This is a genomic window from Nonomuraea aridisoli, assembly GCF_003236395.1.
GTDB lineage: Bacteria > Actinomycetota > Actinomycetes > Streptosporangiales > Streptosporangiaceae > Nonomuraea > Nonomuraea aridisoli.
Genome location: NZ_POUD01000014.1, coordinates 14527 through 34998, shown reverse-complemented (window position 1 = coordinate 34998; position 20472 = coordinate 14527). Strand labels below are relative to the sequence as shown.

The 20472-nt window shown below is 73.3% G+C and carries 24 protein-coding genes and 1 pseudogene; 10 read left to right on the top strand and 15 right to left on the bottom strand.

Going from position 1 to position 20472, the window contains the following annotated elements; genetic code table 11:
- Nucleotides 1-26: 26 nt before the first annotated feature.
- Together C1J01_RS05810 and C1J01_RS05805 are read right to left on the bottom strand one after the other, a co-directional pair.
- The gene (locus C1J01_RS05810) at nucleotides 27-689 is read right to left on the bottom strand and encodes a response regulator (RefSeq protein ID WP_111176802.1); all 663 of its coding nucleotides are present in this window, start codon (nucleotides 687-689) and stop codon (nucleotides 27-29) included.
- Nucleotides 686-1834: a sensor histidine kinase gene (locus tag C1J01_RS05805; RefSeq protein WP_111176800.1), complete on the bottom strand. Its 1149-nt coding sequence runs from the start codon at nucleotides 1832-1834 to the stop codon at nucleotides 686-688. Before C1J01_RS05805 ends, C1J01_RS05810 begins: the two co-directional genes overlap by 4 nt.
- Before the next feature lie 194 nt (nucleotides 1835-2028).
- Here C1J01_RS05805 and C1J01_RS05800 point away from each other — a divergent pair, with 194 nt between their 5' ends.
- Nucleotides 2029-3027 carry a carboxymuconolactone decarboxylase family protein gene (locus tag C1J01_RS05800; RefSeq protein WP_111176798.1) on the top strand — a complete coding sequence of 333 codons (999 nt, stop codon included), beginning with the start codon at nucleotides 2029-2031 and terminating at the stop codon, nucleotides 3025-3027.
- Nucleotides 3024-3428: a hypothetical protein gene (locus C1J01_RS05795; protein ID WP_220039757.1), complete on the top strand. Its 405-nt coding sequence runs from the start codon at nucleotides 3024-3026 to the stop codon at nucleotides 3426-3428. The genes C1J01_RS05800 and C1J01_RS05795 overlap by 4 nt, the downstream gene beginning before the upstream one ends.
- Nucleotides 3429-3437: 9 nt before the next feature.
- Here the strand turns inward: C1J01_RS05795 and C1J01_RS05790 are convergent, their stop codons facing one another.
- Complete coding sequence (locus C1J01_RS05790) at nucleotides 3438-3911, bottom strand: MSMEG_6728 family protein (protein WP_111176796.1); 474 nt, start codon at nucleotides 3909-3911, stop codon at nucleotides 3438-3440.
- Between the two features lie 74 nt (nucleotides 3912-3985).
- Between C1J01_RS05790 and C1J01_RS05785 the strand changes: the two genes are divergently transcribed.
- Entirely contained in the window at nucleotides 3986-6301 is a 2316-nt protein-coding gene (locus tag C1J01_RS05785; protein ID WP_111176794.1) for a xanthine dehydrogenase family protein molybdopterin-binding subunit, read from the top strand.
- 22 nt (nucleotides 6302-6323) lie between these two features.
- A complete protein-coding gene (locus C1J01_RS05780; RefSeq protein WP_111176792.1) occupies nucleotides 6324-7028 on the top strand; it encodes a DUF2267 domain-containing protein in 705 nt (234 codons plus the stop codon).
- 83 nt (nucleotides 7029-7111) lie between these two features.
- Here C1J01_RS05780 and C1J01_RS05775 read toward each other — a convergent pair whose 3' ends face one another.
- A complete protein-coding gene (locus C1J01_RS05775) occupies nucleotides 7112-7417 on the bottom strand; it encodes a DUF2795 domain-containing protein (protein ID WP_111176790.1) in 306 nt (101 codons plus the stop codon).
- A gap of 16 nt (nucleotides 7418-7433) precedes the next feature.
- Complete coding sequence (locus C1J01_RS49605; RefSeq protein WP_181448589.1) at nucleotides 7434-7586, bottom strand: hypothetical protein; 153 nt, start codon at nucleotides 7584-7586, stop codon at nucleotides 7434-7436.
- 195 nt (nucleotides 7587-7781) lie between these two features.
- On the opposite strand from C1J01_RS49605, the gene C1J01_RS49600 reads away from it, so the two are divergent.
- Nucleotides 7782-8249, top strand: coding sequence for an ATP-binding protein (locus C1J01_RS49600; protein WP_181448588.1), 468 nt, complete (start codon nucleotides 7782-7784; stop codon nucleotides 8247-8249).
- A 15-nt stretch (nucleotides 8250-8264) separates the two neighbouring features.
- Here the strand turns inward: C1J01_RS49600 and C1J01_RS05765 are convergent, their stop codons facing one another.
- A complete protein-coding gene (locus C1J01_RS05765) occupies nucleotides 8265-9203 on the bottom strand; it encodes a GlxA family transcriptional regulator (protein WP_235854278.1) in 939 nt (312 codons plus the stop codon).
- 71 nt (nucleotides 9204-9274) lie between these two features.
- On the opposite strand from C1J01_RS05765, the gene C1J01_RS05760 reads away from it, so the two are divergent.
- From C1J01_RS05760 to C1J01_RS05750, 4 genes and pseudogenes are all read left to right on the top strand, one after another.
- The gene (locus C1J01_RS05760) at nucleotides 9275-10165 is read left to right on the top strand and encodes an NAD-dependent epimerase/dehydratase family protein (RefSeq protein ID WP_220039756.1); all 891 of its coding nucleotides are present in this window, start codon (nucleotides 9275-9277) and stop codon (nucleotides 10163-10165) included.
- 106 nt (nucleotides 10166-10271) lie between these two features.
- Nucleotides 10272-12019: pseudogene (locus tag C1J01_RS05755) on the top strand (polysaccharide lyase 8 family protein); the annotation flags it as partial.
- Nucleotides 12020-12037: 18 nt separating this feature from the next.
- Nucleotides 12038-12427, top strand: coding sequence for a polysaccharide lyase beta-sandwich domain-containing protein (locus C1J01_RS54245; protein WP_500047385.1), 390 nt, complete (start codon nucleotides 12038-12040; stop codon nucleotides 12425-12427).
- Between the two features lie 35 nt (nucleotides 12428-12462).
- Nucleotides 12463-13287, top strand: coding sequence for a patatin-like phospholipase family protein (locus C1J01_RS05750; RefSeq protein WP_111176786.1), 825 nt, complete (start codon nucleotides 12463-12465; stop codon nucleotides 13285-13287).
- On the opposite strand, the gene C1J01_RS05745 is transcribed toward C1J01_RS05750, so the two are convergent.
- The 8 genes from C1J01_RS05745 to C1J01_RS51925 all read right to left on the bottom strand — a co-directional run bounded on the left by C1J01_RS05745 (nucleotide 13288) and on the right by C1J01_RS51925 (nucleotide 17896).
- The gene (locus C1J01_RS05745; RefSeq protein ID WP_111176784.1) at nucleotides 13288-14088 is read right to left on the bottom strand and encodes an alpha/beta fold hydrolase; all 801 of its coding nucleotides are present in this window, start codon (nucleotides 14086-14088) and stop codon (nucleotides 13288-13290) included.
- Nucleotides 14089-14185: 97 nt separating this feature from the next.
- On the bottom strand, nucleotides 14186-14668 hold the full coding sequence (locus tag C1J01_RS05740) for a GNAT family N-acetyltransferase (RefSeq protein WP_111176782.1): 483 nt from the start codon (nucleotides 14666-14668) through the stop codon (nucleotides 14186-14188).
- A 153-nt stretch (nucleotides 14669-14821) separates the two neighbouring features.
- Nucleotides 14822-15580 carry an iron ABC transporter ATP-binding protein gene (locus tag C1J01_RS05735; RefSeq protein ID WP_111176780.1) on the bottom strand — a complete coding sequence of 253 codons (759 nt, stop codon included), beginning with the start codon at nucleotides 15578-15580 and terminating at the stop codon, nucleotides 14822-14824.
- Nucleotides 15577-16395 (bottom strand): iron chelate uptake ABC transporter family permease subunit, encoded by an 819-nt coding sequence (locus tag C1J01_RS05730; protein ID WP_235854277.1) that lies wholly within the window; start codon nucleotides 16393-16395, stop codon nucleotides 15577-15579. The genes C1J01_RS05735 and C1J01_RS05730 overlap by 4 nt, the downstream gene beginning before the upstream one ends.
- Before the next feature lie 157 nt (nucleotides 16396-16552).
- A complete protein-coding gene (locus C1J01_RS52980; protein ID WP_268958581.1) occupies nucleotides 16553-16792 on the bottom strand; it encodes an iron chelate uptake ABC transporter family permease subunit in 240 nt (79 codons plus the stop codon).
- A complete protein-coding gene (locus tag C1J01_RS05725) occupies nucleotides 16774-17331 on the bottom strand; it encodes an iron chelate uptake ABC transporter family permease subunit (protein ID WP_268958580.1) in 558 nt (185 codons plus the stop codon). Before C1J01_RS05725 ends, C1J01_RS52980 begins: the two co-directional genes overlap by 19 nt.
- A gap of 2 nt (nucleotides 17332-17333) precedes the next feature.
- Nucleotides 17334-17534, bottom strand: a complete 201-nt coding sequence (locus C1J01_RS51930) for a hypothetical protein (RefSeq protein WP_235854276.1) — start codon at nucleotides 17532-17534, stop codon at nucleotides 17334-17336.
- Nucleotides 17531-17896, bottom strand: a complete 366-nt coding sequence (locus tag C1J01_RS51925) for an ABC transporter substrate-binding protein (RefSeq protein ID WP_235854275.1) — start codon at nucleotides 17894-17896, stop codon at nucleotides 17531-17533. Before C1J01_RS51925 ends, C1J01_RS51930 begins: the two co-directional genes overlap by 4 nt.
- 487 nt (nucleotides 17897-18383) lie before the next feature.
- Here C1J01_RS51925 and C1J01_RS05715 point away from each other — a divergent pair, with 487 nt between their 5' ends.
- Nucleotides 18384-19223 carry a helix-turn-helix transcriptional regulator gene (locus C1J01_RS05715; RefSeq protein WP_111176778.1) on the top strand — a complete coding sequence of 280 codons (840 nt, stop codon included), beginning with the start codon at nucleotides 18384-18386 and terminating at the stop codon, nucleotides 19221-19223.
- Between the two features lie 4 nt (nucleotides 19224-19227).
- On the opposite strand, the gene C1J01_RS05710 is transcribed toward C1J01_RS05715, so the two are convergent.
- Nucleotides 19228-20397, bottom strand: coding sequence for an ABC transporter substrate-binding protein (locus C1J01_RS05710; RefSeq protein WP_220039755.1), 1170 nt, complete (start codon nucleotides 20395-20397; stop codon nucleotides 19228-19230).
- Nucleotides 20398-20472 lie beyond the last annotated feature (75 nt).

Sequence of the window (20472 nt, the reverse complement as noted above, 5' to 3'; positions counted from 1 at the left end):
CGGGCTGTTACATCAGGAAGTATCCCTCAAGGACGGGCGCGCGGGGTCACCAGGCCCGACTCGTACGCGAGGACCACCAGCTGGGCGCGGTCGCGGGCGCCGAGCTTGGTCATCGCCCGGCTGACATGAGTCTTGGCGGTGGTCGGGCTGATCACCATGTGGGCGGCGATCTCGTCGTTCGACATGCCGCGGGCCACCAGCGCGGTCACCTCCCGCTCGCGGTTGGTGAGCACGTCCAGCCCTTCCGGATCGGGCTCGGGACGGCGGGCGACGAACTCGCCGATCAGTCGGCGGGTGATCGCGGGCGACAGCAGGGCGTCGCCGCGGGCCGCCACCCTGACGCCCTGGAGCAGGTCGGCGGGCTCGGTGTCCTTGACCAGGAAGCCGCCCGCGCCCGCCCTGAGGGCGTCGAAGACGTACGCGTCCAGGCCGAAGTTGGTCAGGATGACCACGTGGACGCCGTTCAGCCGTTCGTCGGCGGCGATCCGCCGGGTGGCCTCGATGCCGTCCATCACCGGCATCTGGACGTCCACGAGGGCCACGTCCGGGCGGTGTTCGAGGGCGAGGGCGACGGCCTGCGCGCCGTCGGCGGCCTCGGCCACCACCTCGATGTCGTCCTCCGCCTCCAGCAGGGCGCGGAAGCCGGCGCGGATGAGCGCCTGGTCGTCGGCGAGCAGCACCCGGATCACGAGGGGTCCCCCAGAGGAAGTTCGGCGCGTACGGAGAAGCCGCCCTCGGGGCGGGGGCCGGCCAGCAGCCGGCCGCCGAGCGCCGTGACGCGCTCGCGCATGCCGGTCAGGCCGACGCCGGGCACGTGCGGCTCGCCCGGGGTGGCCAGGCCGTCGTCGTCCACCTGCACGACCAGCTCCGCGCCGCCGTAGTCGATGCGCACCGACGCGGCGCCGCCGCCGGCGTGCCTGGTGACGTTGGTGAGCGCCTCCTGCACGATCCGGTACGCGGCCCGGTCCACCTCGGCGGGCAGCTCGCGCCGCTCGCCGCAGACCGTCACCGTGGCCGGCAGCCCGGCCGAACGGGCCCGTTTCACCAGGTCGCCCAGCCGGTCGAGCCCGCTCCCGTGATCGGCGCCCGGATCCTCGGGGTCGCGCAGCACCTCCAGGGTGGCGCGCAGCTCGCGCATGGCGTCGCCGCTGGCCTCCTGGATGGCGAGCAGCGCCGTGGGCACCTCGTCGCCGCGCTTGCGCGCCAGGTGCACGGCCACCCCCGCCTGCACCTTGATGACCGAGATGCTGTGGGTGAGCGAGTCGTGCAGCTCCCTGGCGATCCGCAGCCGTTCCTCGCCCGCCCGGCGGCGCGCGGCCTCCTCGCGGGTCCGCTCCGCCTCCAGGGCGCGCTGCTCGACCTGCTCCAGGTACGCCTGCCGATGCCGGCTCACCGTGCCCGCCACCCCGGCGGCCACGAACCAGCCCAGCAGCAGCGTCGTGTCCTGGAGGATCTCCTGCGGGTCGCGGCCCGGGGCGGCGGCGGCCAGGTTGCCTGCCAGGCTCGCGCCCAGGAACACCGCCCCCGCCAGCGCCGCGGGCAGCAGGTGACCGGCCCGCACGACGGCGAACACCGCCAGCAGCACCGGGAACGCGGCCGGCGGGCCGGGCTCCACCCGCACGGCAAGGACGAGCATGCACGGCGTGGCGACCAGCAGCGACACCAGGGGCGCCCGCCGCCAGGCCACGAGCGACGCCGCGCCGACGAGCACCGCCGCCAGGTCGAGGGCCCCCGCGCCGGGGATGGCCAGCACCGTGACCGCGAGCAGGACGGCGACCACGGCGGCGAGGGCGCCGTCCAGGGCCAGGGGGCGCCATCCAGGCAGAGAGGTCATTCCTGAACAGTAGAACGCGTTCGCCGCGAGGTCATCGGCATCGAGGCGGAGGCCCGCACTACTCCCGGCGATGTACGCGCCCCGGCCGTGCGCCCCCGGCCGTAAGGCCAGGTGTCTTCCCCGGCACGACGCCCGGTCGCGGCCCGGGAAACCACGATGGCCGTCATGGAGACGATCCGAGCAGGAGGCCGGTGATGGCCGGCCGATTCCGTTACGTCACACCTGTCGGGGCGCGGGACGCCACCGGGCGGACCGCCCGCGTCTACGCCCAGCTCGCCGACGACTTCGGCATGGCCCGCATGCCGGTCTTCCGCACGCTGTCGCCGGCGCCGGACGTGCTCGCCGCGACCTGGGCCATGTTGCGGGAGTCGCTGCTGGCCGGGCGGGAGCCCAGGAACGCCAAGGAGGTCGTCGCGCTGGGGGTGTCGATGGCCAACCGGTGCCCGTTCTGCGTGGACGCGCACACGACGTTGTTGCACGCCACCGGCGACCACCGGCTCGCCGAGGTCGTGGCCGGGGGAGGCACGCCCGGCGACCCGTTCCACGCCGCGCTGCTGGCCTGGGCGCGGGACGGCGGCCCGGCGCCGGACCCGGCGGCCGGGTACCTCGGGACGGCGCTCGCGTTCCACTTCATCAACCGGATGGTGTCGGCGCTGCTCACCGACGACCTGCTCCCGGCCGGGCTGCAGCGCTCGCGCCTGGTCAGGAGCGCGGGCGGCCGGGCGCTGGCGGGGGCCGTCCGCCGGGAGCTGCCCGTGGGCGCGAGCCTGCCGCTGGTCGAGGGGCTGCCCGCCCGTCCCGAGCCCGCCTGGGCGGCGGGCACCCCGCTCGGGGCCGCGTACGCCGTGCTGCGGGCGGTGGCGGAGGCGGGCGGGGAGCTGCTCTCCGGCGCCGCCCGCGCGGTCGTCGCCGACACGGTGGCCGCCTGGGACGGGACGCACCCGCCGATGAGCGGCGCCTGGCTGGACGGGCCGCTGGCGTCGCTGTCCGCCGGGGACCGGCCGGGCGCCCGGCTCGCCCTGCTGGTCGCGCTGGCCCCGTACCGCGTGACGGACGCCGACGTCGCCGCCTGGCGCGGCGACCGCCCAGACGAGGACGTGGTGCGCCTGTTCGCCTTCGCGGCCATCACCGCCACCACGGCGCTGGAGCCCCGGCTCGCCGCGACGATGCCGTACGCCGGAGGGCGGTCGTGAGCGCGCGGCAGGCCACCCGGGCGGCGTGGGGCGTCCGGTGGCTGCAGGCGCTGCGGGCCGTGGTCGTGCTGCACGTCGCCGCGTTGCTGTTCCAGGCCGTCACGGCGGGCATGTTGTTGTCCTCGCCCGGCGGGCGGGCGCTGCACGAGACGTCGGGGCAGGCGCTGGTCGTCATCGGGCTCGTGCACCTCGTCGTCGCGCTTCTCGTGTGGCGGCCCGGGGGCGGCTCGGCCAGGTTCGCCTGGCCGGCGGCGGCGCTGCTGCTGGTCACGGTAGGGGCGATGGCCCTCGGCATGGCGGGCGTGACCACCCTGCACGTGCCGATGGGCGTGGCCCTGTTCGGCGGCGGCCTCCTGCAGCTCACGCGCGTGATGGCGGCGGCGCGGGCTCCCCGGTCGTGAGGGGACCCGCTAGAGCCGGCGTGGGCGGTCGGAGGAGGGCCAGACGTAGTCGAGGTCGTCCGGGGCGTCGCCGAACAGGGGGCGGTAGTGGGCCGGGTTCTTGCGGAGCAGGGCCGAGCGGTGGCTGAGATGGAGTTTCTCGTCGCCGAGCCACGGCGGCAGCTCGCCGTCCGCCGCCAGCTCGGCCTGGGTGCGTACGCGGTCCGTGCCCAGGAGCTCGGCCAGCTCGCCCGTCATCGTCGCGGCGCACGTATCGGGCCGGCCCATCGCGCACCAGCGGGCGCACATCTCCAGGCCGTACCGTACGAGGGCCTCCTCGTAGCCGGTCCACATCTTCACCACCGGGTGATGGCGCCAGCCGTAGCCGGGGACGGTCAGGGCGCGCAGGATCTGCAGGGCCTCGACCCGCTGTTTGCCCAGCCGCAGCGGGTCGAGCACCGCCGCCGTGGCTACGAAATCCGGATAAGGCAGGAACGTTTGCATCAGTACCCCCGCTGACGTGCCCTTTCCCTGCGGATCGTCTGGACCGGCCGCCGACCGGCGCTCACAATCAGGCCATGGCAGAGGGATATGTCGGCGCGCGGACGCCGCGGCGGGAAGACGCCAGACTGCTGACCGGAAAAGGCAGGTATGTCGGTAACGTCCGGCTGCCTGGCACCGTCCACGCCCACGTCGTACGCAGCCCCATCGCGCACGGCCGGCTGCTGGGCTGCGACGTCAAGGCGGTCTGGGCGGCCGACGGCGTCCTCGACGTCATCACCCCGGCCGACGCGCCCGATCTCCGCCTGCCCTGCGTGAACGTGCTCCCCGGCCAGCCCTTCACCTCCTACCCGGTGCTGGACGACGCCATCAGGTACGCGGGCCAGCCGCTCGCCGTCGTCGTCGCCCGCACGCCGGAGGCGGCCAGGGACGCCGCCGACCTGTTCGACCTGGAGCTGGAGGAGCTGCCCGCGGTCATCGGGGTGGAGCGGGCGCTCGAGGACGGCGCGCCGCTGCTCTACCCGGAGGTGGGCGGCAACGTGCTCACCGACTTCACCATGGGCGACCACGACTGCGCGGCGGCCGTCGAAGGGGCCGAGCACGTCGTCGAGATGACGTTCCGGATGGGACGGCTGTCGCCGTACCCGCTGGAGCCGCGCGGCGTGGTGGCGTCGTACGCCGACGACGAGCTGACCGTGCACATCTCCTCCCAGGCGCCCCACCACGTGCGCGAGCACCTGGCGGACGCGTTCGGGCTGGCCCACGACCGGGTGCGCGTCGTCAGCCACGACACCGGCGGCGGGTTCGGCGCCAAGGAACACGTCTACCCCGACGAGGCGCTCGTGTGCCTGGCCGCCATCCGCGCCCACGGTCACCCGGTGAGCTGGACGGAGTCGCCCGGCGACCGGCTGTTCGCCACGCTGCCCGCCCGCGAGGCCGTGCACCGGGCGCGGCTGGCGCTCGACGGCGACGGGCGGTTCGTGGCCATGGACGTCGACGTGCTCGGCGACCTCGGCGGCCACCTGTCGAACGTCGGCGCCTCGACGTTCGCGGTCACGGCCACGCTGCTGCCGGGGCCGTACCGGTTCGACCGGGTCGCCGTACGGGTGCGCGGGGTGGTCACCACCACCACGCCGGCCGGCTCCTACCGGGGCTTCGGCCAGCCCGAGGCGACCCTGACCAGGGAGCGGCTGATCGACGAGGCGGCCCGACGGCTGGGCCTCGACCGGGTGGAGCTGCGGCTGCGCAACATGTTGCGGCCGGAGGAGCTGCCGTACACGACGCGCGTCTTCCAGACCTACGACTCCGGCGACTACCCGCGCGCGCTGCGGACGTTGTGCGAGCTCGTGCGGCCGGTCGGCGCGACCGACGGGCGCAGGCGCGGCGTCGGGTACTCGTGTCACGTCGAGTCCACCGGCATGGGCCCGTCGATGGACCTGAAGGCCATGGGCATGGAGGCCGGCGGCTACGAGACGGCGGTGCTGCGCATGGAGCAGGACGCGTCGGTCGTGGTGTCGTCCGGGGTGGTCTCGATCGGGCAGGGCATCGAGACGACGCTGGCCCAGCTCGCGGCCGAGCACATGGGGGTGCCCATCGAGCGGGTGCGGGTGGTGCTGGGCGACACGGCGGCGACGCCGTACTCGTCGGTCGGATCGGTGGCGAGCCGGTCCCTGGCGCTCGGCGGCGCGGCGCTCACCCGCGCCGCCGCCCGGCTGCGCGACAAGCTGCTCGCCATCGCCGCGCACCGGCTGGAGGCCGACCCCGCCGACCTGGTGCTCGACGGCGACGCCGTACGCGTCAAGGGCGACCCCCGGGCGTCGGTGGCGCTGCGGGAGCTGGCCACGTCGGCCTGGCGCGGCTGGGACCTGCCCGACGGTCTCGCCCCCGGCCTGGAGGAACGGGTCAGCTACGACCCGTCCGCCTACACGTTCGCCTACGGCGCGCACGCGGCGGCCGTGGCCGTCGACCCGGAGACCGGGGCCGTCGAGGTCGAGGGCTACTGGGTGGTCAACGACTCCGGCGTGCTGGTCAACCCCACCGTGGTCGAGGGGCAGATCCTCGGCGGCGTCGCTCAGGGCATCGGCATGGCGCTGACGGAGGAGATCGTCTACACCGACGACGGGCAGCCGATCATCGACTACCTGCCGCCGACCGCGCGCGAGGTGCCGGACATCGAGGTCGTGATGACCGAGACGCCCTCGGGGGTGACGCCGGGCGGCATGAAGGGCGTGGGCGAGTCCGGCACGATCGGCCCGCCCGCCGCCATCGCGAACGCGGTCGCCGACGCGCTGCCGGAGATCGCGGAACGGGTCACGTCCGTGCCGCTCACCCCGGCCGTCGTGTGGTCCCTGCTGGAGGTGTCGGCTCCCCCGGCCTGGGAACGTGGAGCCTGAACACCGGATCCGGGGGGAAACCATGGAATACCGGGAGATGCTCCATGCGATCGGCCGCATGACGGGGCTGGAGGCGGGGCGGGCGCGGGCCGCGGCCGAGGCCACGTTGACCGCGCTGGCCCGCTCGCTCGACGAGGACGACCGGCGGGAGCTGGTCGACGCGCTGCCGCCCGAGCTGACGAACGACTTCGCGCTGGACCGTCCGCGCAACGACGGCACCCAGGAGGGTTTCGTCCGCCAGGTCGCGCTGCTCGGCCGCCGCCCTCCGGAGCAGGCCCGCATCAGGGCGCAGGCCGTGCTGGCGGCGCTCGCCGAGCAGGATCCCGGGCTGGTCGCCCGGCTGCGCATCCCCGAGCAGGTGCGCGGTCTCTTCGAGCCGCCGGGCAGCGGCGGCGTCACCGGGCCCAGAGGGCACAGCGCGCCGCTGACGGAGGACGAGATCGCCTCGGCGCTGGCCGCGCTGCCCCGGTGGAGCGGCGACCGGAACGGGCTGCGGTGGGTCGTCTCGCTGCCGCCGGAGAACCTGCGGGCCGTCAGACGCGCGCTCGACCGGGTCAAGGCCGAGACCGGCCGCCAGCCCCAGTGCCACGAGACCCCCGACGGGCTGGTCCTGGTGGTGCGGACGGTGGCGGTCGGCGCGGTGACGGAGCTAGACGTGCGGCTGGCCCGCCGGGTGGACGCCATGATCGAGGAGATCGGCGCCGGCATCGGCCGCCCGCGGACGTGACTCTCGTGCCCCGGGCTTTCGTGCCCCGGACATGATGAGGGCCGCGGTGGATCCACCGCGGCCGTTGGATTCCTTTCAGGGGGTCAGCCCCGGTCGATGGGCTTGGGGCGGGAGGGCCGCATGCTCTCCGCCAGGCCCGCTTTGCGGCCCTGGCGCCGGTGCTGCTGCATGCGTTCGTCCTCGGTACGGTCGGGGGCCGGGTCCACGGGTACGGACCGCAGCACCTCGGCCATGCTGGCGTACTCGCCGAGCGGCAACGACCGCAGGGCGCGTTCGGCGTCCTCGGTGGCACCGCGGGCACGGGCGTGCGCCAGGATGCTCTCCTTGTCGGCCGGGAAGTCCATGTCGTTCAGCGCCGCGGCGACCGAACGCGTGTCGTGCAGTTTCATCCTGTCCCCTTGCGGCTCACCCGGCCTGCGGCCGGATGAGGTCGTCGAGGCTCATGCCGGCCTTGGACAGCGCCTGCTCCAGCGCCTTGCGTCCGGCGGGTACGGGCTCCTGCGTCCGCCGCCCGTTCCCGGACGGCCGGCGGTCGCTCGTGTTCTCGTCAGAACTCATGCCGGTGTCCGTACCCGTCCTTTTCTGCTCTTTTCGGGCGACCGGCAAAAGAACGGCGATTTCTCGCCGAAGATTCGACCCGGAACGGCCTTTCGTGCGTACAGGTTTCGACAGCCGCATACGTCCACCCCTAGGCAGGTCCTCTTGTTGAGCGAAACGTGTGTTCGCTGCCAACCGGCACAGGAAAGAGACGCCATGACCAGGCTGCGATCAGCTCGGACAAGCCGGATGCGGTACGTGTGGCCGTTAGGCGAGGACGCGCGGACCGTCCGTCACGCACGTACGATCATTCGCGATGAATTGTCGGCACTCGGCCTTTCTCCGGACCTCGTCGACGACGCCGTGCTCATGGTGAGCGAATTGGTGACCAACGCCCTCATGTACGGCGAGGCGCCGTACGAACTCGGGCTCCACGTCGACGCGCGGGAGATCATGTGCGCGGTCGTGGACGGCAGCCCGCTGCTGCCCGAACCGGCCGAACCCGACACGACCGCCGAGCACGGGCGCGGCCTGCGCATCGTCGCCCGGCTCTCCGACGGCTTCCACGGCTGCCACCCGCAGCGCTACGTCACCCACCCCCACCTCGTCGGCAAGGCCACCTGGTTCGCGCTCCCACGCCAGGGCCCGGCCGGCAACGTGGTCCCGATCCGATCCGGCGTCTGACCTCAGCCGCCTCGTCTAACGCCGGGTGAAGCTCGCGCGGTAGGCCGTCGGGGTCAGGCCGACCCGGGCGACCATGTGCTTACGGAGGGAGTCCGCGCTGCCCAGGCCGCTCTTGCCGGCCACCTGGTCCATGGGCAGCCCGGTGGTCTCCAGCAGTTCCCTGGCCCGGTCGACGCGCCGGAGCAGCAGCCACTGGAGCGGGCTCTGACCGGTCTCGGCGTGGAAGCGCCTGGTCAGGGTCCGCACGCTCATCCCGGCGTGACGGGCCAGATCGGTCAGGGTGAGCGGGCGATCGAGGTGCGTGAGCGCCCAGGCCCGGGTGGCGGCGAGCGAGGTGCCGCGTTCGGCAGGCAACGGGGTCTCGATGAACTGCGCCTGGCCGCCCGGGCGTACGGGAGGCACGACCGCGAGCCGCGCGGCGGCGTTGGCGACCGCCGCGCCGTAGTCCACCCTGACCAGGTGCAGGCACAGGTCGATGGCGGCCGCCGCGCCCGCCGAGGTGAAGATGCCGCCGTCCTCGACGAAGAGCAGGTCGGGCTGGACGTCGACCGCCGGGAAGCGGGCGGCGAGGTCGCCGGCCAGCCCCCAGTGGGTGGTGGCGCGCCGCCCGTCGAGCAGGCCCGCCTGGGCCAGCACGAACGCGCCCGTGCACAGGGACGCCACGCGCGCCCCGCCGGCCGCGGCCGTCCTGAACGCGTCGAGGACCTCCTCGGGGGCCCGTTCGCCGCCGCTGCCGACGGCGATCACCGTGTCGGCGCCCTCCACGGCGTCCAGGCCGTCCGTCACCACGATGTCGGGGCCGCCGACGGTCGGCACCGCGCCGGGCCGGGCCGTGCAGACCCGCACGTCGTAGCGGTGCTCGACGCTGTTGAAGACCATGAGCGGGATCGAGACGTCGAAGCTCAGCACGGGCGGCACGATCACGGCGGCGACGCGGTGCATGATCAGGTGCATGGCCAGATCCTCCGGACAGTCGGCATTCCGGCCACTATCGCACGTGGCCGCGGCTCGGCACCGTGGTGGTCATGACCTTCAACGTGATCGTGGGACGCGGTGCCACCGCGTCGAAGACCGCTCTCCTGCTGGCCGAGGACGGCGAGCGGGTACGGATGATCAGCCGCTCCGGGGGCGGGCCCGAGCACCCGCTCGTCGAGAGGGTCGCCGCCGACGCGACCGACACCGACCGGCTCACCGAGCTGACCGAGGGGGCGGACACGCTGTTCACCACCGCCGCGCCGCCGTACCACGCCTGGCCGCGGGAGTTCCCCGTCCTGTCGGCGTCGCTGCTCACCGCCGTGCGCCGGAGCGGGGTCGCGTACGTCATGCTCGGCAACCTCTACGGCTACGGGCCGGTGGACGGGCCGATCAGGCCGGACCTCCCGCTGGCCGCGACCGGTCCCAAGGGCCGGGCCAGAGCGCGGGTGTGGGAGGAGGCCGCCGCGTCGGGGGTGAAGGTCACGGAGGTGCGGGCCGCGCAGTTCTACGGCGCCGGCGCCTACTCCGTGTTCAGCCTCATGGTGCGGCGGCAGGTCCTCGAAGGCCGGCTCGCCCTGGTGTCGCAGGAGCTCGACGTGCCGCACAGCTACTCGGCGATCGGCGACACCGCACGCACGCTGGTCGCCGCGAGCCGCGACGAGCAGGCGTACGGACGGGCCTGGCACGCGCCCGCCTCGACGTTGTCGGTCCGGGAGCTGGCCGGTCGGCTCGCGGAGCTCGCGGGCGCGCCGCGGCCGAGACTGGAGGAGCTGACCGGACGCGACCTGACCCTCCTCGAGCTCACCGACCCCTTCTGGGCCGAGCTTCACGAGGTGCTCACCAGGCCCGGCCACCCGTTCGTCGTGGACTGGTCGGAGACCGAGAAGGTCCTCGGCGTGACCGCGACCCCGGTCGACGACGTGCTCAGGGAGATGCTCTGACGGCAGGCCCGCACCACCGACTGGTTCACGGACGTGCGCCGCCGATAATCGAGGCGTGCCCACCAGACGATCTTTCCTCCGGCTCGGCGGCGTCACCTCGGCGGGGATGCTCGGGGCGCTGGCGCCCGCACGGGCCGCCCACACCCCCGACGACACCTTCGTCCTGCTGCGCCGCCGCTGGCGGGAGGTGCTCGCGGGGCCGGGGCACCCGGGGGAGCCGTACCGGAGACTGCTGGCGGGAGTGGGGAGGGCGGCGGCGCGCCACCGCGACACGATGGCGCCGCGTCCCGCCTCGCTCTGGCCCGACCAGGCGTTCCCCTCGTTCATGGCGACGCCGCGGCGGCTGCGGGCGATGGCTCACGCGTACGCGCTGGAGGGCACCGGGCTGACCGGCGACCCGGGGCTCGCGGCGGCCGTCGCGGAAGGCGTCGACCACTACCGGCGGCACGTGTACGCGGCCGGCGCCGACCCGACCGGCAACTGGTGGCACTGGGAGATCGGCGTGCCGAAGGCGTTACTGGAGGCCGCCGTGCTGACGGGTCTGGACGGCGGGCGCGCGGCGGCGCTGCTGGAAGCGGTCGACCACTTCGCGCCGAAGAGCCGGCTCGGCCGCTACGACGGCACCAGCACCGCCGCCAACCGCGTCGACCGGTGTGTGGTGATGTTGTTGCGCGCCATGGCGGCGGACGACCACGGCTTGGCCGAGCTGGCCGTCTCGGCCCTCGCCCCCGTCTTCCGCACGGTGTCGGAGGGCGACGGGTTCTACCGCGACGGCTCGTTCATCCAGCACTCCTCCGTTCCCTACCAGGGCGCGTACGGGGTGACCCTGCTGTCGGGGACGGCCACGCTGTACGCGGTGCTGCGCGGCTCTCCCTGGGAGATCGCGGACCGGAGCGTCTTCGCCATGGTCGAACGGTCCTTCGCCCCTTTCGTCCGCGACGGCGCCTGCATGGACCTCGTACGCGGCCGGGCGATCGTGAGGAGGCCGTTCGGCGACCACGAGAGCGGGCGGCAGATCGCCGCCGCGATCCTCCTGCTGGCCGCGAGCGCCCCGGCCGCCCAGCGGAACCGCTGGCACGCGATGGTCAAGGGCTGGGCGGCGCGCGACACCGTACGTCCCATGCTGGAGCACGCCGAGCCGGCCTTCCACGCCCGCCTGGCGACGATCATGGACTCCGCCGCCGTGCCCGCCGCGCCCGAGCCGGTCGGCCACCGGCTGCTGCCGATGAGCGCCAGGGCCGTGCACCGCGGGCCGGGCTGGTGCGCGGCGCTCAGCATGGCCTCCCACCGGGTCGCCCACTACGAGCACGGCAACGGCGAGAACCTGCGCGGCTGGCACACCGGCTCAGGGATGCTCTACTGGTGGGCCGAGGGGCACGGCGACCACTACTCCGACGTCTTCTGGGCGACCGTAGACCCCTACCGGCTGCCCGGCACGACCGTCTCCACCCGGCGACTGCCCGACGGCGCGGGCGGGCCTGGGGCGACACCCGTACCCCGTGGCGGTGGGTGGGCGGCGCGACGGACGGCACGTACGCCGCGGTCGGCCAGCACCTGAGCGGCCTCGGCAGCACGATGGAGGCGTTCAAGTCCTGGTTCTTCCTCGACGACGCCGTCGTCTGCCTGGGCGCGGGCATCTCCGGCGCGGACGGCGCGGCCGTCGAGACCGTCGTGGACAACCGCAGGACGCGAGCCCCGCTCACCATGGGGACGGGCTGGGCGCACCTCGACGGCCACGGCGGCTACCTCGTGCCCGGCGGGCAGGAACTGCGCACGCTGCGCGAGAGCCGGACCGGCGGCGGGGCGCGGCGCGACTACGTGACGCTCTGGCTGGACCACGGCGTCGACCCGCGCTCGGCCGGCTACGTCTACGTGCTGCTGCCCGGCGCGAGCCGCGAAGAGACGCGGGCCCGCGCCGCCTCGGGGTGGCTGCGCGTGCCGGCCAACACCTCCCGCCTGCAGGCCGTCCACGTGCCGGGGGCGGCCCTCACGGCGGCCGCCTTCTGGAACGCCGGGACCGTCGGCGGCCTGACCGCCTCGGCGCCGTGCGCGGTGCTGGTCAGGGAGCGTCCCGACGGCACGGCGACGATCACCGTGGCGGATCCCCGGTGCGACCTCGGCGGGTTGTCCGTGACCTGGTCGCGGCCGATGGCGGAGGTGCTGGACGGAGAGGCGCGCCTGTCCGGGGACACGCTCGTGTTCGGGCGCCTCGCCGACCTGGAGGGAGCCTCGGTGACGGTCACCGTACGGATGGCGCTCTAGCCAATAATGGGCCAAAACGTACAAGGAGGGGTCGAATGGGCGGCGACAGGCGGGCATTGGTGCTGGGCGGCGGAGGGATCGCCGGGATCGCGTGGGAGACCGGTCTGCTGGCGGGTCTCGCGGACGCCGGCGTCGACGTGACGACCGCCGACCGGATCATCGGCACGTCGGCGGGCTCCACCGTGGGCGCCCAGGTCACCAGCGGGCTGCCGCTGGCGGAGCTGCTCGCCCGGCAGACCGATCCCGCGCTCCAGACGCCCGAGCTCGCCCCCGGGGTGGCGACCGAGGAGCTCTGGGAGAGGCTCCAGCGGATCGCGGAGAGCTCGGGCGACGCCGCCGAGCAGCGGCGCGAGATCGGCGCGATGGCCCTGGCCGCCGCCACCGTCCCCCAGGAGAGGCGGCGGGAGGTGATCGCGGCGCGGCTGCCGGTGCACGAGTGGCCGCAGCGGGACCTGGTCGTCGTCGCGGCGAACGCCCTCACCGGCGAGCCCCGGCTGTTCGGGCGCGACTCCGGAGTGGGGCTGGTGGACGCGGTGTCCGCCAGCTGCGCGGTGCCGGGCGTGTGGCCGTGCGTGACCATCGACGGGGTGCCGTACATGGACGGCGGCGTACGGACGATGACCAACGCCGACCTCGCGGCCGGGTTCGACCGGGTGCTGGTGCTGGCGCCGATGATGGAGCCGGGCGAGCCGGCGTGGACGAAGCTGGACGGCGTGGTCGAGGTGATCATCGCCGACGAGGCCTCGCTGGCCGCGTTCGGCTCCGACCCGCTCGACCCGGCCGTGCGCGCGCCCGCCGCCGAGGCCGGTTACGCGCAGGGCCGCGCCGTCGCCGCCCGCGTCGCCGCCATGTGGCCGTAGCTACCCGGCCAGCACCTTCCGCAGCACGCCGGCGAACTCCTCCGCCTCGCCCAGGAAGCCTCCGTGGTCGCCGGGGAACTCCACCGGCTCCGTGCCGAGCAGCCCGGCCAGCGCCGCCGACGTCCGGTACGTCAGCAGCCGGCCGGACTCGGCGCCGACCCCCACGACGATCCGGCAGGGCGCGGCCTTCAGCGCCGCCACGTCGGGCACGTACCGGGTGGTGCCGCGCAGCTCATGGGCGAGGAAGCGGGCGCCGTCGGCCATGGCCTGCTCCGACGGCTCACCGGGAGGTCCGGCGGGCTGGTCGAACCCGGCGTTCGCCATGAACTTCCCGAACGCCGCCCCGAGCCCGTCCCGGTGGAAGGTCTCGATGATGTCGTCGACGACGGCCCGCTGCTCGGCGGCCTCGGGCAGCAGCTCCACGCAGGGCGGCTCGTGCGCCACGAGCGTGCGCACCCGGCTCGGGTGCCGCTCGACCAGCGACAACCCGGTCACGGCGCCGCCGCTGCTGCCGAACACGTCGGCGGACTCGGCGCCCAGCGCGTCGAGGATCGCGGCCAGGTCGTCGGCGCGCAGCTCGGGGGTGGAGTCCTCGGCCGGGTCGTCGAGGACGCTGCCCGAGATGCCCCGGGGGTCGTGCGTCACGACGGTGTGGTCGGCGGCGAGCGCGTCGGCCAGCGCCGCGAAGTCCGCCGCCGCCATCGGCGCGCCGGTCACCACCAGCAACGGCCCCGACCCGCGCACCTCGTAACGCAGCCGTACACCTGGGCGTTCGAGGAAATGGGTGGTGATCGTGGTCATGGTCGTCCTTCCTGCGGAGGTGTGGTCCGACCGTTCAGACCTCCGGCGGGAAGAAAACTCATCGGTGCTCCGGACCTCAGGCGCGGGCTCAGCGGCTTCAGAGCCGCCGGTAGTAGACGGTGACGGGGAGCGGGGTGCAGCCGAGGCTTTCGTACAGGGCTCGGGCGGGTGCGTGGAAGGGGTCGCCGCCGGTGCCGATCTCCACCACCTCGGCGCCGCGGGCGCGCATGTCGGCGAAGGAGTGCTCGCACAGGGCGGTGCCCACATGGTGGCGTCGGTGCCGGTCGGAGACGGCGAGGAGCGTGACCACCCCGCTGTGGCGATCCGGGTCGACGCTCCAGGCGACGTAGCCGGCGATGGTGTCCGCGATCTCGGCGACCGCGACGTACCGGTGCCGGTGCGGGTCGTGCAGCTCGGCGACCTGCCGGCCGTAGTCGCCGCGCCAGTCGCCGTGCTGGTTGGCGAAGACGACCGCGCCCACGAGGGGACGGAAGTAGTCCTCGTAGAACGGCCGGAACGTCTCGATGGTCAGCTCGGTGAGCCTGGCGAGGTCGTCTGGAACGAACGGGCGAATGTGCATGGAAGTGCGCCTTTCAGGCTGAGGGCATGACGAAGTCGTCGTTCGGCCCACACCCGTCGGACGGGGGAGCCGGCCTCAGCGGCGGGTACGGCAGGCGGCGAAGCACTCCATGACAGGCGATCCTAGCCTCCGCCCGCTGCCGGCGCGGAGCACTCAGGCGTAGTAGACGCCGATGCGGCTGCCGTTGATGTCGTGGACGTCGATGTCCAGGTCGTAGACCTCCTTGAGCACCTTCGGCGTCATCATCTCCTCCGTCGTGCCCTGGGCGATCACCTTGCCGTGCTTCATGGCCACGATGGCGTCGGAGTGGCAGGAGGCGAAGTTGATGTCGTGCACCACCATGACGACGGTCTTGGCGTAGTCGTCGGCCATGCGCCGCAGCCGGCGCATCATCTGCACCGAGTGCCGCCTGTCGAGGTTGTTCAGCGGCTCGTCCAGCAGCACGTAGTCGGTGTCCTGGCAGAGCACCATGGCGACGTACGCGCGCTGCCGCTGGCCGCCCGAGAGCTGGTCGAGGTGTCGGTCGGCGAGGTCGTCCAGCTCGAAGTAGCCGATGGCCTCGTCGACCAGCGCCAGGTCCCGCTCGGTGAGCCGGCCGCCCGAGTGCGGGAAGCGGCCGAAGGCGACCAGCTCGCGCACGGTGAGCCGTACCGACATGTGGTTCTCCTGGCGGAGCACGGCCAGGCGGCGGGCCAGCTTCTCGCTGGGGGTGGTGGTGACGTCGAGGCCGTCGACCGTGACCGTGCCGCTGTCGGCGGGCGTCAGCCGGCTGACGATGGAGAGCAGCGTCGACTTGCCCGCGCCGTTCGCCCCGATGACGGAGGTCACGCCGCCGGGGGCGATGGTCAGCGACACGTCGTCGACGACCGCCGTCTCGCCGTAGCGCTTGGTGACGCCCTTGATCTCGATCATCGTCGGGGCTCCCGGATGAGCAGGGCGATGAAGTAGGCACCGCCGACGAAATTGATGATCACGCTGAGGGCGGTGTTCATGCCGAACACCTGCTCCAGGACGGCCTGCCCGCCGACCAGCACGATCACGGAGAGCAACGTGGCGGCGGGCAGCACCGTGCGGTGGCGGAAGGTGCCGGTCAGCTGCCTGGCGAGGTTGGCCACCAGCAGGCCGAGGAACGTCACCGGCCCGACCAGCGCGGTCGCCACCGACACCATGACCGCGATGACGACGAGCGCCTGGTTGACCACGGAGGCGTGGTTCACGCCCAGGTTGAGCGCGGTGTCGCGGCCCAACGCCACGACGTCCAGCCGGGCCGACAGCCGCGCGGTCCACACCGCCATCGCGGCGACGAGCACGGCGGAGAAGGCGAGCAGGCCCGGGTCGACCTGGTTGAAACCGGCGAACAGGCTGTCCTGCAGGACCACGAAGTCGTTCGGGTTGATCAGCCGCTGGGCCAGCGAGGAGAGGCTGCCGAAGAGCGTGCCGAAGACCACGCCGGCCAGCACCAGCACGTACAGGTCGCGTCCGTCGCGGCCGAACAGCCATCGGTAGAGGGCCAGCGAGAAGATCACCATGACCGCCGTCTGGCCGGCGAAGAGCAGCCGCGGGTCGGTCGTGGTGAGCGTCAGCGCGCCGAACACGTAGACGATCAACGTCTGGATCAGCACGAACAGCCGGTCGAAGCCCATGATGCCGGGCGTCAGGATGCGGTTGCCGGTGACGGTCTGGAACAACACGCTGGAACAGGCCACCGCGACGCCCACCACGACCATCGTGGCGACCTTGCGGTTCTGACGCCGAGGGCGTACTCCCAGTTGCCGACCAGCCCGACCAGGCAGAACGCGGCCACCACGGCCACGGCGACGAGCGAGAGCAGGCCGAGGCCGCGCAACTCGCGGCGTCGGGTGGCGCGCAGGGCGGTGGCGGTGCTCATCGGACCCCCAGCCGCCTGCCGCCGCGCAGCAGCAGGAGCAGGAAGACGGCGCTGCCGATCACGCCGACGACCGTGGAGACCGGGATCTCGTCCGGGAACCGGACGATCCTGCCCGCGACGTCGCAGAGCAGCAGGAAGAGCGCCCCGGTGAGCGCGGTGGCGGGCAGCGCGTAGCGCAGGTTGTCGCCCAGCACGAGCGTCACCAGGTTGGGCACGATCAGGCTGATGAACGGCACCGACCGACCGTGACCACGACGACGGCGGTGGTGACGGCGGCCAGCACCAGCCCGGTGTTGACCACCCGGTCGTAGCGCACGCCCAGGTTGACGGCGAAGCTGCGGCCCATGCCGGCGACGGTGAAGCGGTCGGCGTACAGGTAGCCGGCGACGGTGACCGCGCCCGCGATCCAGAGCAGCTCGTAGCGTCCGCGCAGCACGCCGGAGAAGTCGCCCGCGGTCCAGGCCCCGAGGCTCTGCACCAGGTCGGCCCGGTAGGCGATGAACGTGGTGACCGCGTCGATCACGCCGCCGAACATGAGGCCGACCAGCGGCACCAGGATCATGTCGCGGAACGTCAGCCGGCGCAGGATCCGCATGAAGAAGAACGTGCCGATCAGCGCGCACGCCACGGCCGTCGCCATTTTCGTGAACAGCGACTCGCCGCCGGCGAACAGGGTGGCCAGCAGCAGCCCGAACGTGGCCGACTCGGTGGTGCCGACCGTGGAGGGGGTGACGAAGCGGTTGCCGGTGATGTGCATCATCACCAGCCCGGCCACGCTCATCGCGGTGCCGCGAGCAGGACGGCGATCAGCCTCGGCAGCCTGGACTCCACCAGGACCCGCGTGTCCGCGGGCCGGCCCGCGAGCAGGCCGGACAGGGTGAGGTCGCTGACGCCGACGAAGAGTGAGCCGGCGGCGACGATGGCCAGCACCACGGTGCCGGCCACCAGATGCCACCGGCGCAGCCGGCGAGCGGTCACGTGAGGCTGTCGCCGATCGTCTTGACCATGTTCTCGACCGAGGACATCGCGTTCGGCGCGAGGTACCAGATGAACGGGTCGAGGTAGACGATCTTGCCGTTCTTGGCGGCGTTGGTGCCGTTGACCAGCTCGTTGTCCAGCACCTGCTTGGCCGCCTGGCCGCTCTCGGCCACGACGGCGTCGCGGTCGACGACGTAGAGCAGGTCGGGGTTCTTGTCGGCGATGAACTCGTGCGAGACGGCGTTGCCGTGCGTGTCGGTCTTCAGGCCGTCCGCGGCCGGCTTCACGCCGAGCACGTCGTGGACGATGCCGAAGCGGCCGCCGGGGCCGTGCGCGCTGACCTTGCCGCCGGTGGTGAGCACGATCAGGCCCTTACGGTCGTCCGCCTTGGCCTTGACCTCCTCGATGGAGGCGTTAGCGAGTTGACCTTCTCGTGGTCGGGCTCGAAGAGTGAGCCGGCCTTGGTGTATTCGTCGCCGGCGTACCTGGCCAGGTGTTCGGGCAGGTCGCTCAGCTCAGGCACGCCGACGACCGGGATGCCGAGGTCGTGCAGGTTGATCAGCGCGCTGGGGTCGAAGACGACGACCTTCCGCGGGTTGGCCGTGACGGTGGTAGTGCCCTGTGCGTGTTCTGAGGATGTTCCACGCGATGTCGATGGCGGGCCCGTTGGGTCGTCCTCCCGGAACGGGGCTGAACAGGGCGTTCGTGCCGCGCCCTGAACCGCAGCATCCTGGCTGGGCGGCGACCACGGTGGCCGCCGTGGCGCTCGGATGGGGCTCGGATAGCCTGGCCGCGCTCGGTTTGGCGATTTCTGCCGAAAAGGTAGTGGGTGGGGGATATCAGCCGAGAATGAAGCACAACGACGTGGGGAGCTTCCTGCGGGCCAGGCGCGAGGCGCTGCGCCCCGCCGACGTCGGGCTCGTCGCCGGCGGCCGCCGCCGTACCCCTGGGCTGCGCAGATCCGAGGTCGCGCTGCTCGCCAACGTCTCCGTCGACTACTACGAACGGCTCGAGCAGTCGCGCAACGCCCACCCGTCGCAAGCGATGCTGGCGAGCCTGGCCAGGGCGCTGCGGCTGTCCGTCGACGAGCGCGACCACCTCTACCGGCTGGCCGGCTACGCGCCGCCGCTGTCGGGCTCGACCGGCGGGTACGTCGACCCGGCGATGATGTTCCTGCTCGACGCCCTGACCACCGTGCCCGCCCACGTCGTGGACGACCTCAACACGGTGCTCGCCCAGAACCGGCTGAGCCAGGCCCTCGTCGGCTCGTGGCGACTCGGCGACGAGCGGGCCGGGAACGTGACCTGGCGCTGGTTCACCGATCCCGGGTCACGCGCGCTCAACCTCCCGGAGGAGCACGAGGCCATCGGCCGCGGCTACACGGCCGACCTGCGCGCCGCCGCCGCCCGCCGGGGCGGGGACGCGGTGTCCGAGCGCCTCATCGCCGACCTCCTGGGGGAGAGCGAGGAGTTCGCCCGGTACTGGGACGACATGGCCGTCGAGCCCCTCCGCTCCACCCGCAAGCACCTGATCCACCCGCATGCGGGACCGCTCGACGTGCAGTGCGACTTCGTCCTCAGCTCCACCACCGGGCACCGGCTGGTGATCTTCCGCCCGCAGCCGGGCTCGACCACCGCCGACAACTTCGCGTTCCTCCACGTCCTCGGCGAGCAGACCTTCGACGGCTGACCTCTCAGCGCGGCATGGGGCTCACGTCGGCGGTGATCGGCACGTCAGGGGCGGCGGTGTTGGTGACCACGGCGAGCTCGTGGCCGTGGCGGGTGGGCAGCCACTGGCCGCCGACCAGGGGGAGCAGGGCGAAGTTCGGCGTGGGGCCGTTCGTCCAGTCGAGGACGCCCGCGACGGTGGCGAGGCGGGTGCGGGCGACCGCCTCGGCGACCGCGCCCGGATCGGCCGGATCGTCCGCGCCGGCCAGGGCGTGGTGGGCCACCTCGACCAGCGCGTGGGCCAGGCCCAGCGGCTGCAGCCACGGACGCCCGGTCGCCTGCTCGTAGGCCGCGGCCAGGTCGGCGGCGGTGGTGTCGTCCAGGGACGAGCGGTGGGGGTGGTGCGGCGTCCAGTAGACCAGGGTGGCCACCCGCGCCTCGGCGAGGTCGGCGGCGATGCCGGCATGGGGATAGGTCAGCCACCGCGAGCAGGTGATCAGCCGGGGGCGCTGCCCGGCCCGCGTGGCCTGGCGGTGATAGAGAGCCAGGTCGGCGGCCGTGGCGGCGCTGGTGACGATGTCGGCCTCGAAGCGGCGGAAGTGGTCGAGGTGGTCGCGCAGGTCGGCGGCGGGCTCCTCGTATCCGCCGGGATCGACGAGGGTGTGGCCGCGCCGGGCGGCCTCGGGCGCGAAGTGGCGGCGCGACATGTCGCCCTGCAGGTCGTCGTTCCACAGGCAGCCGACCGTCTGCGTGCCGCCCAGCCGTTCCCATATCTCCGCGAACACGGCGGCGATGTCGTCCAGCCCCCAGGCGAAGTGGTACGTCCAGCGGAACGCCTCCGCGCCGCGCGCGTGCACGTACGCCTGCCAGGGGAAGGTGGTGGACACGCACGGCACCCGCAGGCTCTCGCAGGTCTCGGTCACCGCGGGCAGCACCCTGGTGCCGGCCATGGTGATCACTATGTCGGCCCGCTCGTCCTCCACCAGTTCGCGCACGGCCTGACGCGCGCCCGACGGCTGGGAACGGCTGTCGCGGATCGCGACCCGCACGCCGTGGCGGCGGCCGCCGGCGCGCACGGGCGGGAGCTGGGGCGCGACGGTGTCGAGGACGAAGGACATCGGGTCGCCGAGCCGGGCGAGCCGGCCGGTCTTGGGGACCACCGCACCGATCGTGAGCTGCGGGTCGGATCCCATCATCACCTCCGAAGGTGCCACAGGAACAATCGACTGAACGCACGCCCGCCGAGGTCCTCTGCGGGGACCTCGGCGGGT

Excerpts from the sequence above, each read along its gene's own strand:
- C1J01_RS49600 (WP_181448588.1), top strand. The coding sequence starts at position 7,782 with ATGACCAGGCTGCGATCAGCTCGGACAAGCCGGATGCGGTACGTGTGG.
- C1J01_RS05805 (WP_111176800.1), bottom strand. The coding sequence starts at position 1,834 with ATGACCTCTCTGCCTGGATGGCGCCCCCTGGCCCTGGACGGCGCCCTC.
- C1J01_RS05780 (WP_111176792.1), top strand. The coding sequence starts at position 6,324 with ATGGAATACCGGGAGATGCTCCATGCGATCGGCCGCATGACGGGGCTG.
- C1J01_RS05785 (WP_111176794.1), top strand. The coding sequence starts at position 3,986 with ATGGCAGAGGGATATGTCGGCGCGCGGACGCCGCGGCGGGAAGACGCC.
- C1J01_RS05735 (WP_111176780.1), bottom strand. The coding sequence starts at position 15,580 with ATGATCGAGATCAAGGGCGTCACCAAGCGCTACGGCGAGACGGCGGTC.
- C1J01_RS05710 (WP_220039755.1), bottom strand. The coding sequence starts at position 20,397 with ATGATGGGATCCGACCCGCAGCTCACGATCGGTGCGGTGGTCCCCAAG.
- C1J01_RS05790 (WP_111176796.1), bottom strand. The coding sequence starts at position 3,911 with ATGCAAACGTTCCTGCCTTATCCGGATTTCGTAGCCACGGCGGCGGTG.
- C1J01_RS05760 (WP_220039756.1), top strand. The coding sequence starts at position 9,275 with ATGACCTTCAACGTGATCGTGGGACGCGGTGCCACCGCGTCGAAGACC.
- C1J01_RS05715 (WP_111176778.1), top strand. The coding sequence starts at position 18,384 with ATGAAGCACAACGACGTGGGGAGCTTCCTGCGGGCCAGGCGCGAGGCG.
- C1J01_RS05745 (WP_111176784.1), bottom strand. The coding sequence starts at position 14,088 with ATGACCACGATCACCACCCATTTCCTCGAACGCCCAGGTGTACGGCTG.
- C1J01_RS05740 (WP_111176782.1), bottom strand. The coding sequence starts at position 14,668 with ATGCACATTCGCCCGTTCGTTCCAGACGACCTCGCCAGGCTCACCGAG.
- C1J01_RS05730 (WP_235854277.1), bottom strand. The coding sequence starts at position 16,395 with ATGGTCGTGGTGGGCGTCGCGGTGGCCTGTTCCAGCGTGTTGTTCCAG.
- C1J01_RS05800 (WP_111176798.1), top strand. The coding sequence starts at position 2,029 with ATGGCCGGCCGATTCCGTTACGTCACACCTGTCGGGGCGCGGGACGCC.
- C1J01_RS49605 (WP_181448589.1), bottom strand. The coding sequence starts at position 7,586 with ATGAGTTCTGACGAGAACACGAGCGACCGCCGGCCGTCCGGGAACGGG.
- C1J01_RS05765 (WP_235854278.1), bottom strand. The coding sequence starts at position 9,203 with ATGCACCTGATCATGCACCGCGTCGCCGCCGTGATCGTGCCGCCCGTG.
- C1J01_RS05750 (WP_111176786.1), top strand. The coding sequence starts at position 12,463 with ATGGGCGGCGACAGGCGGGCATTGGTGCTGGGCGGCGGAGGGATCGCC.
- C1J01_RS05775 (WP_111176790.1), bottom strand. The coding sequence starts at position 7,417 with ATGAAACTGCACGACACGCGTTCGGTCGCCGCGGCGCTGAACGACATG.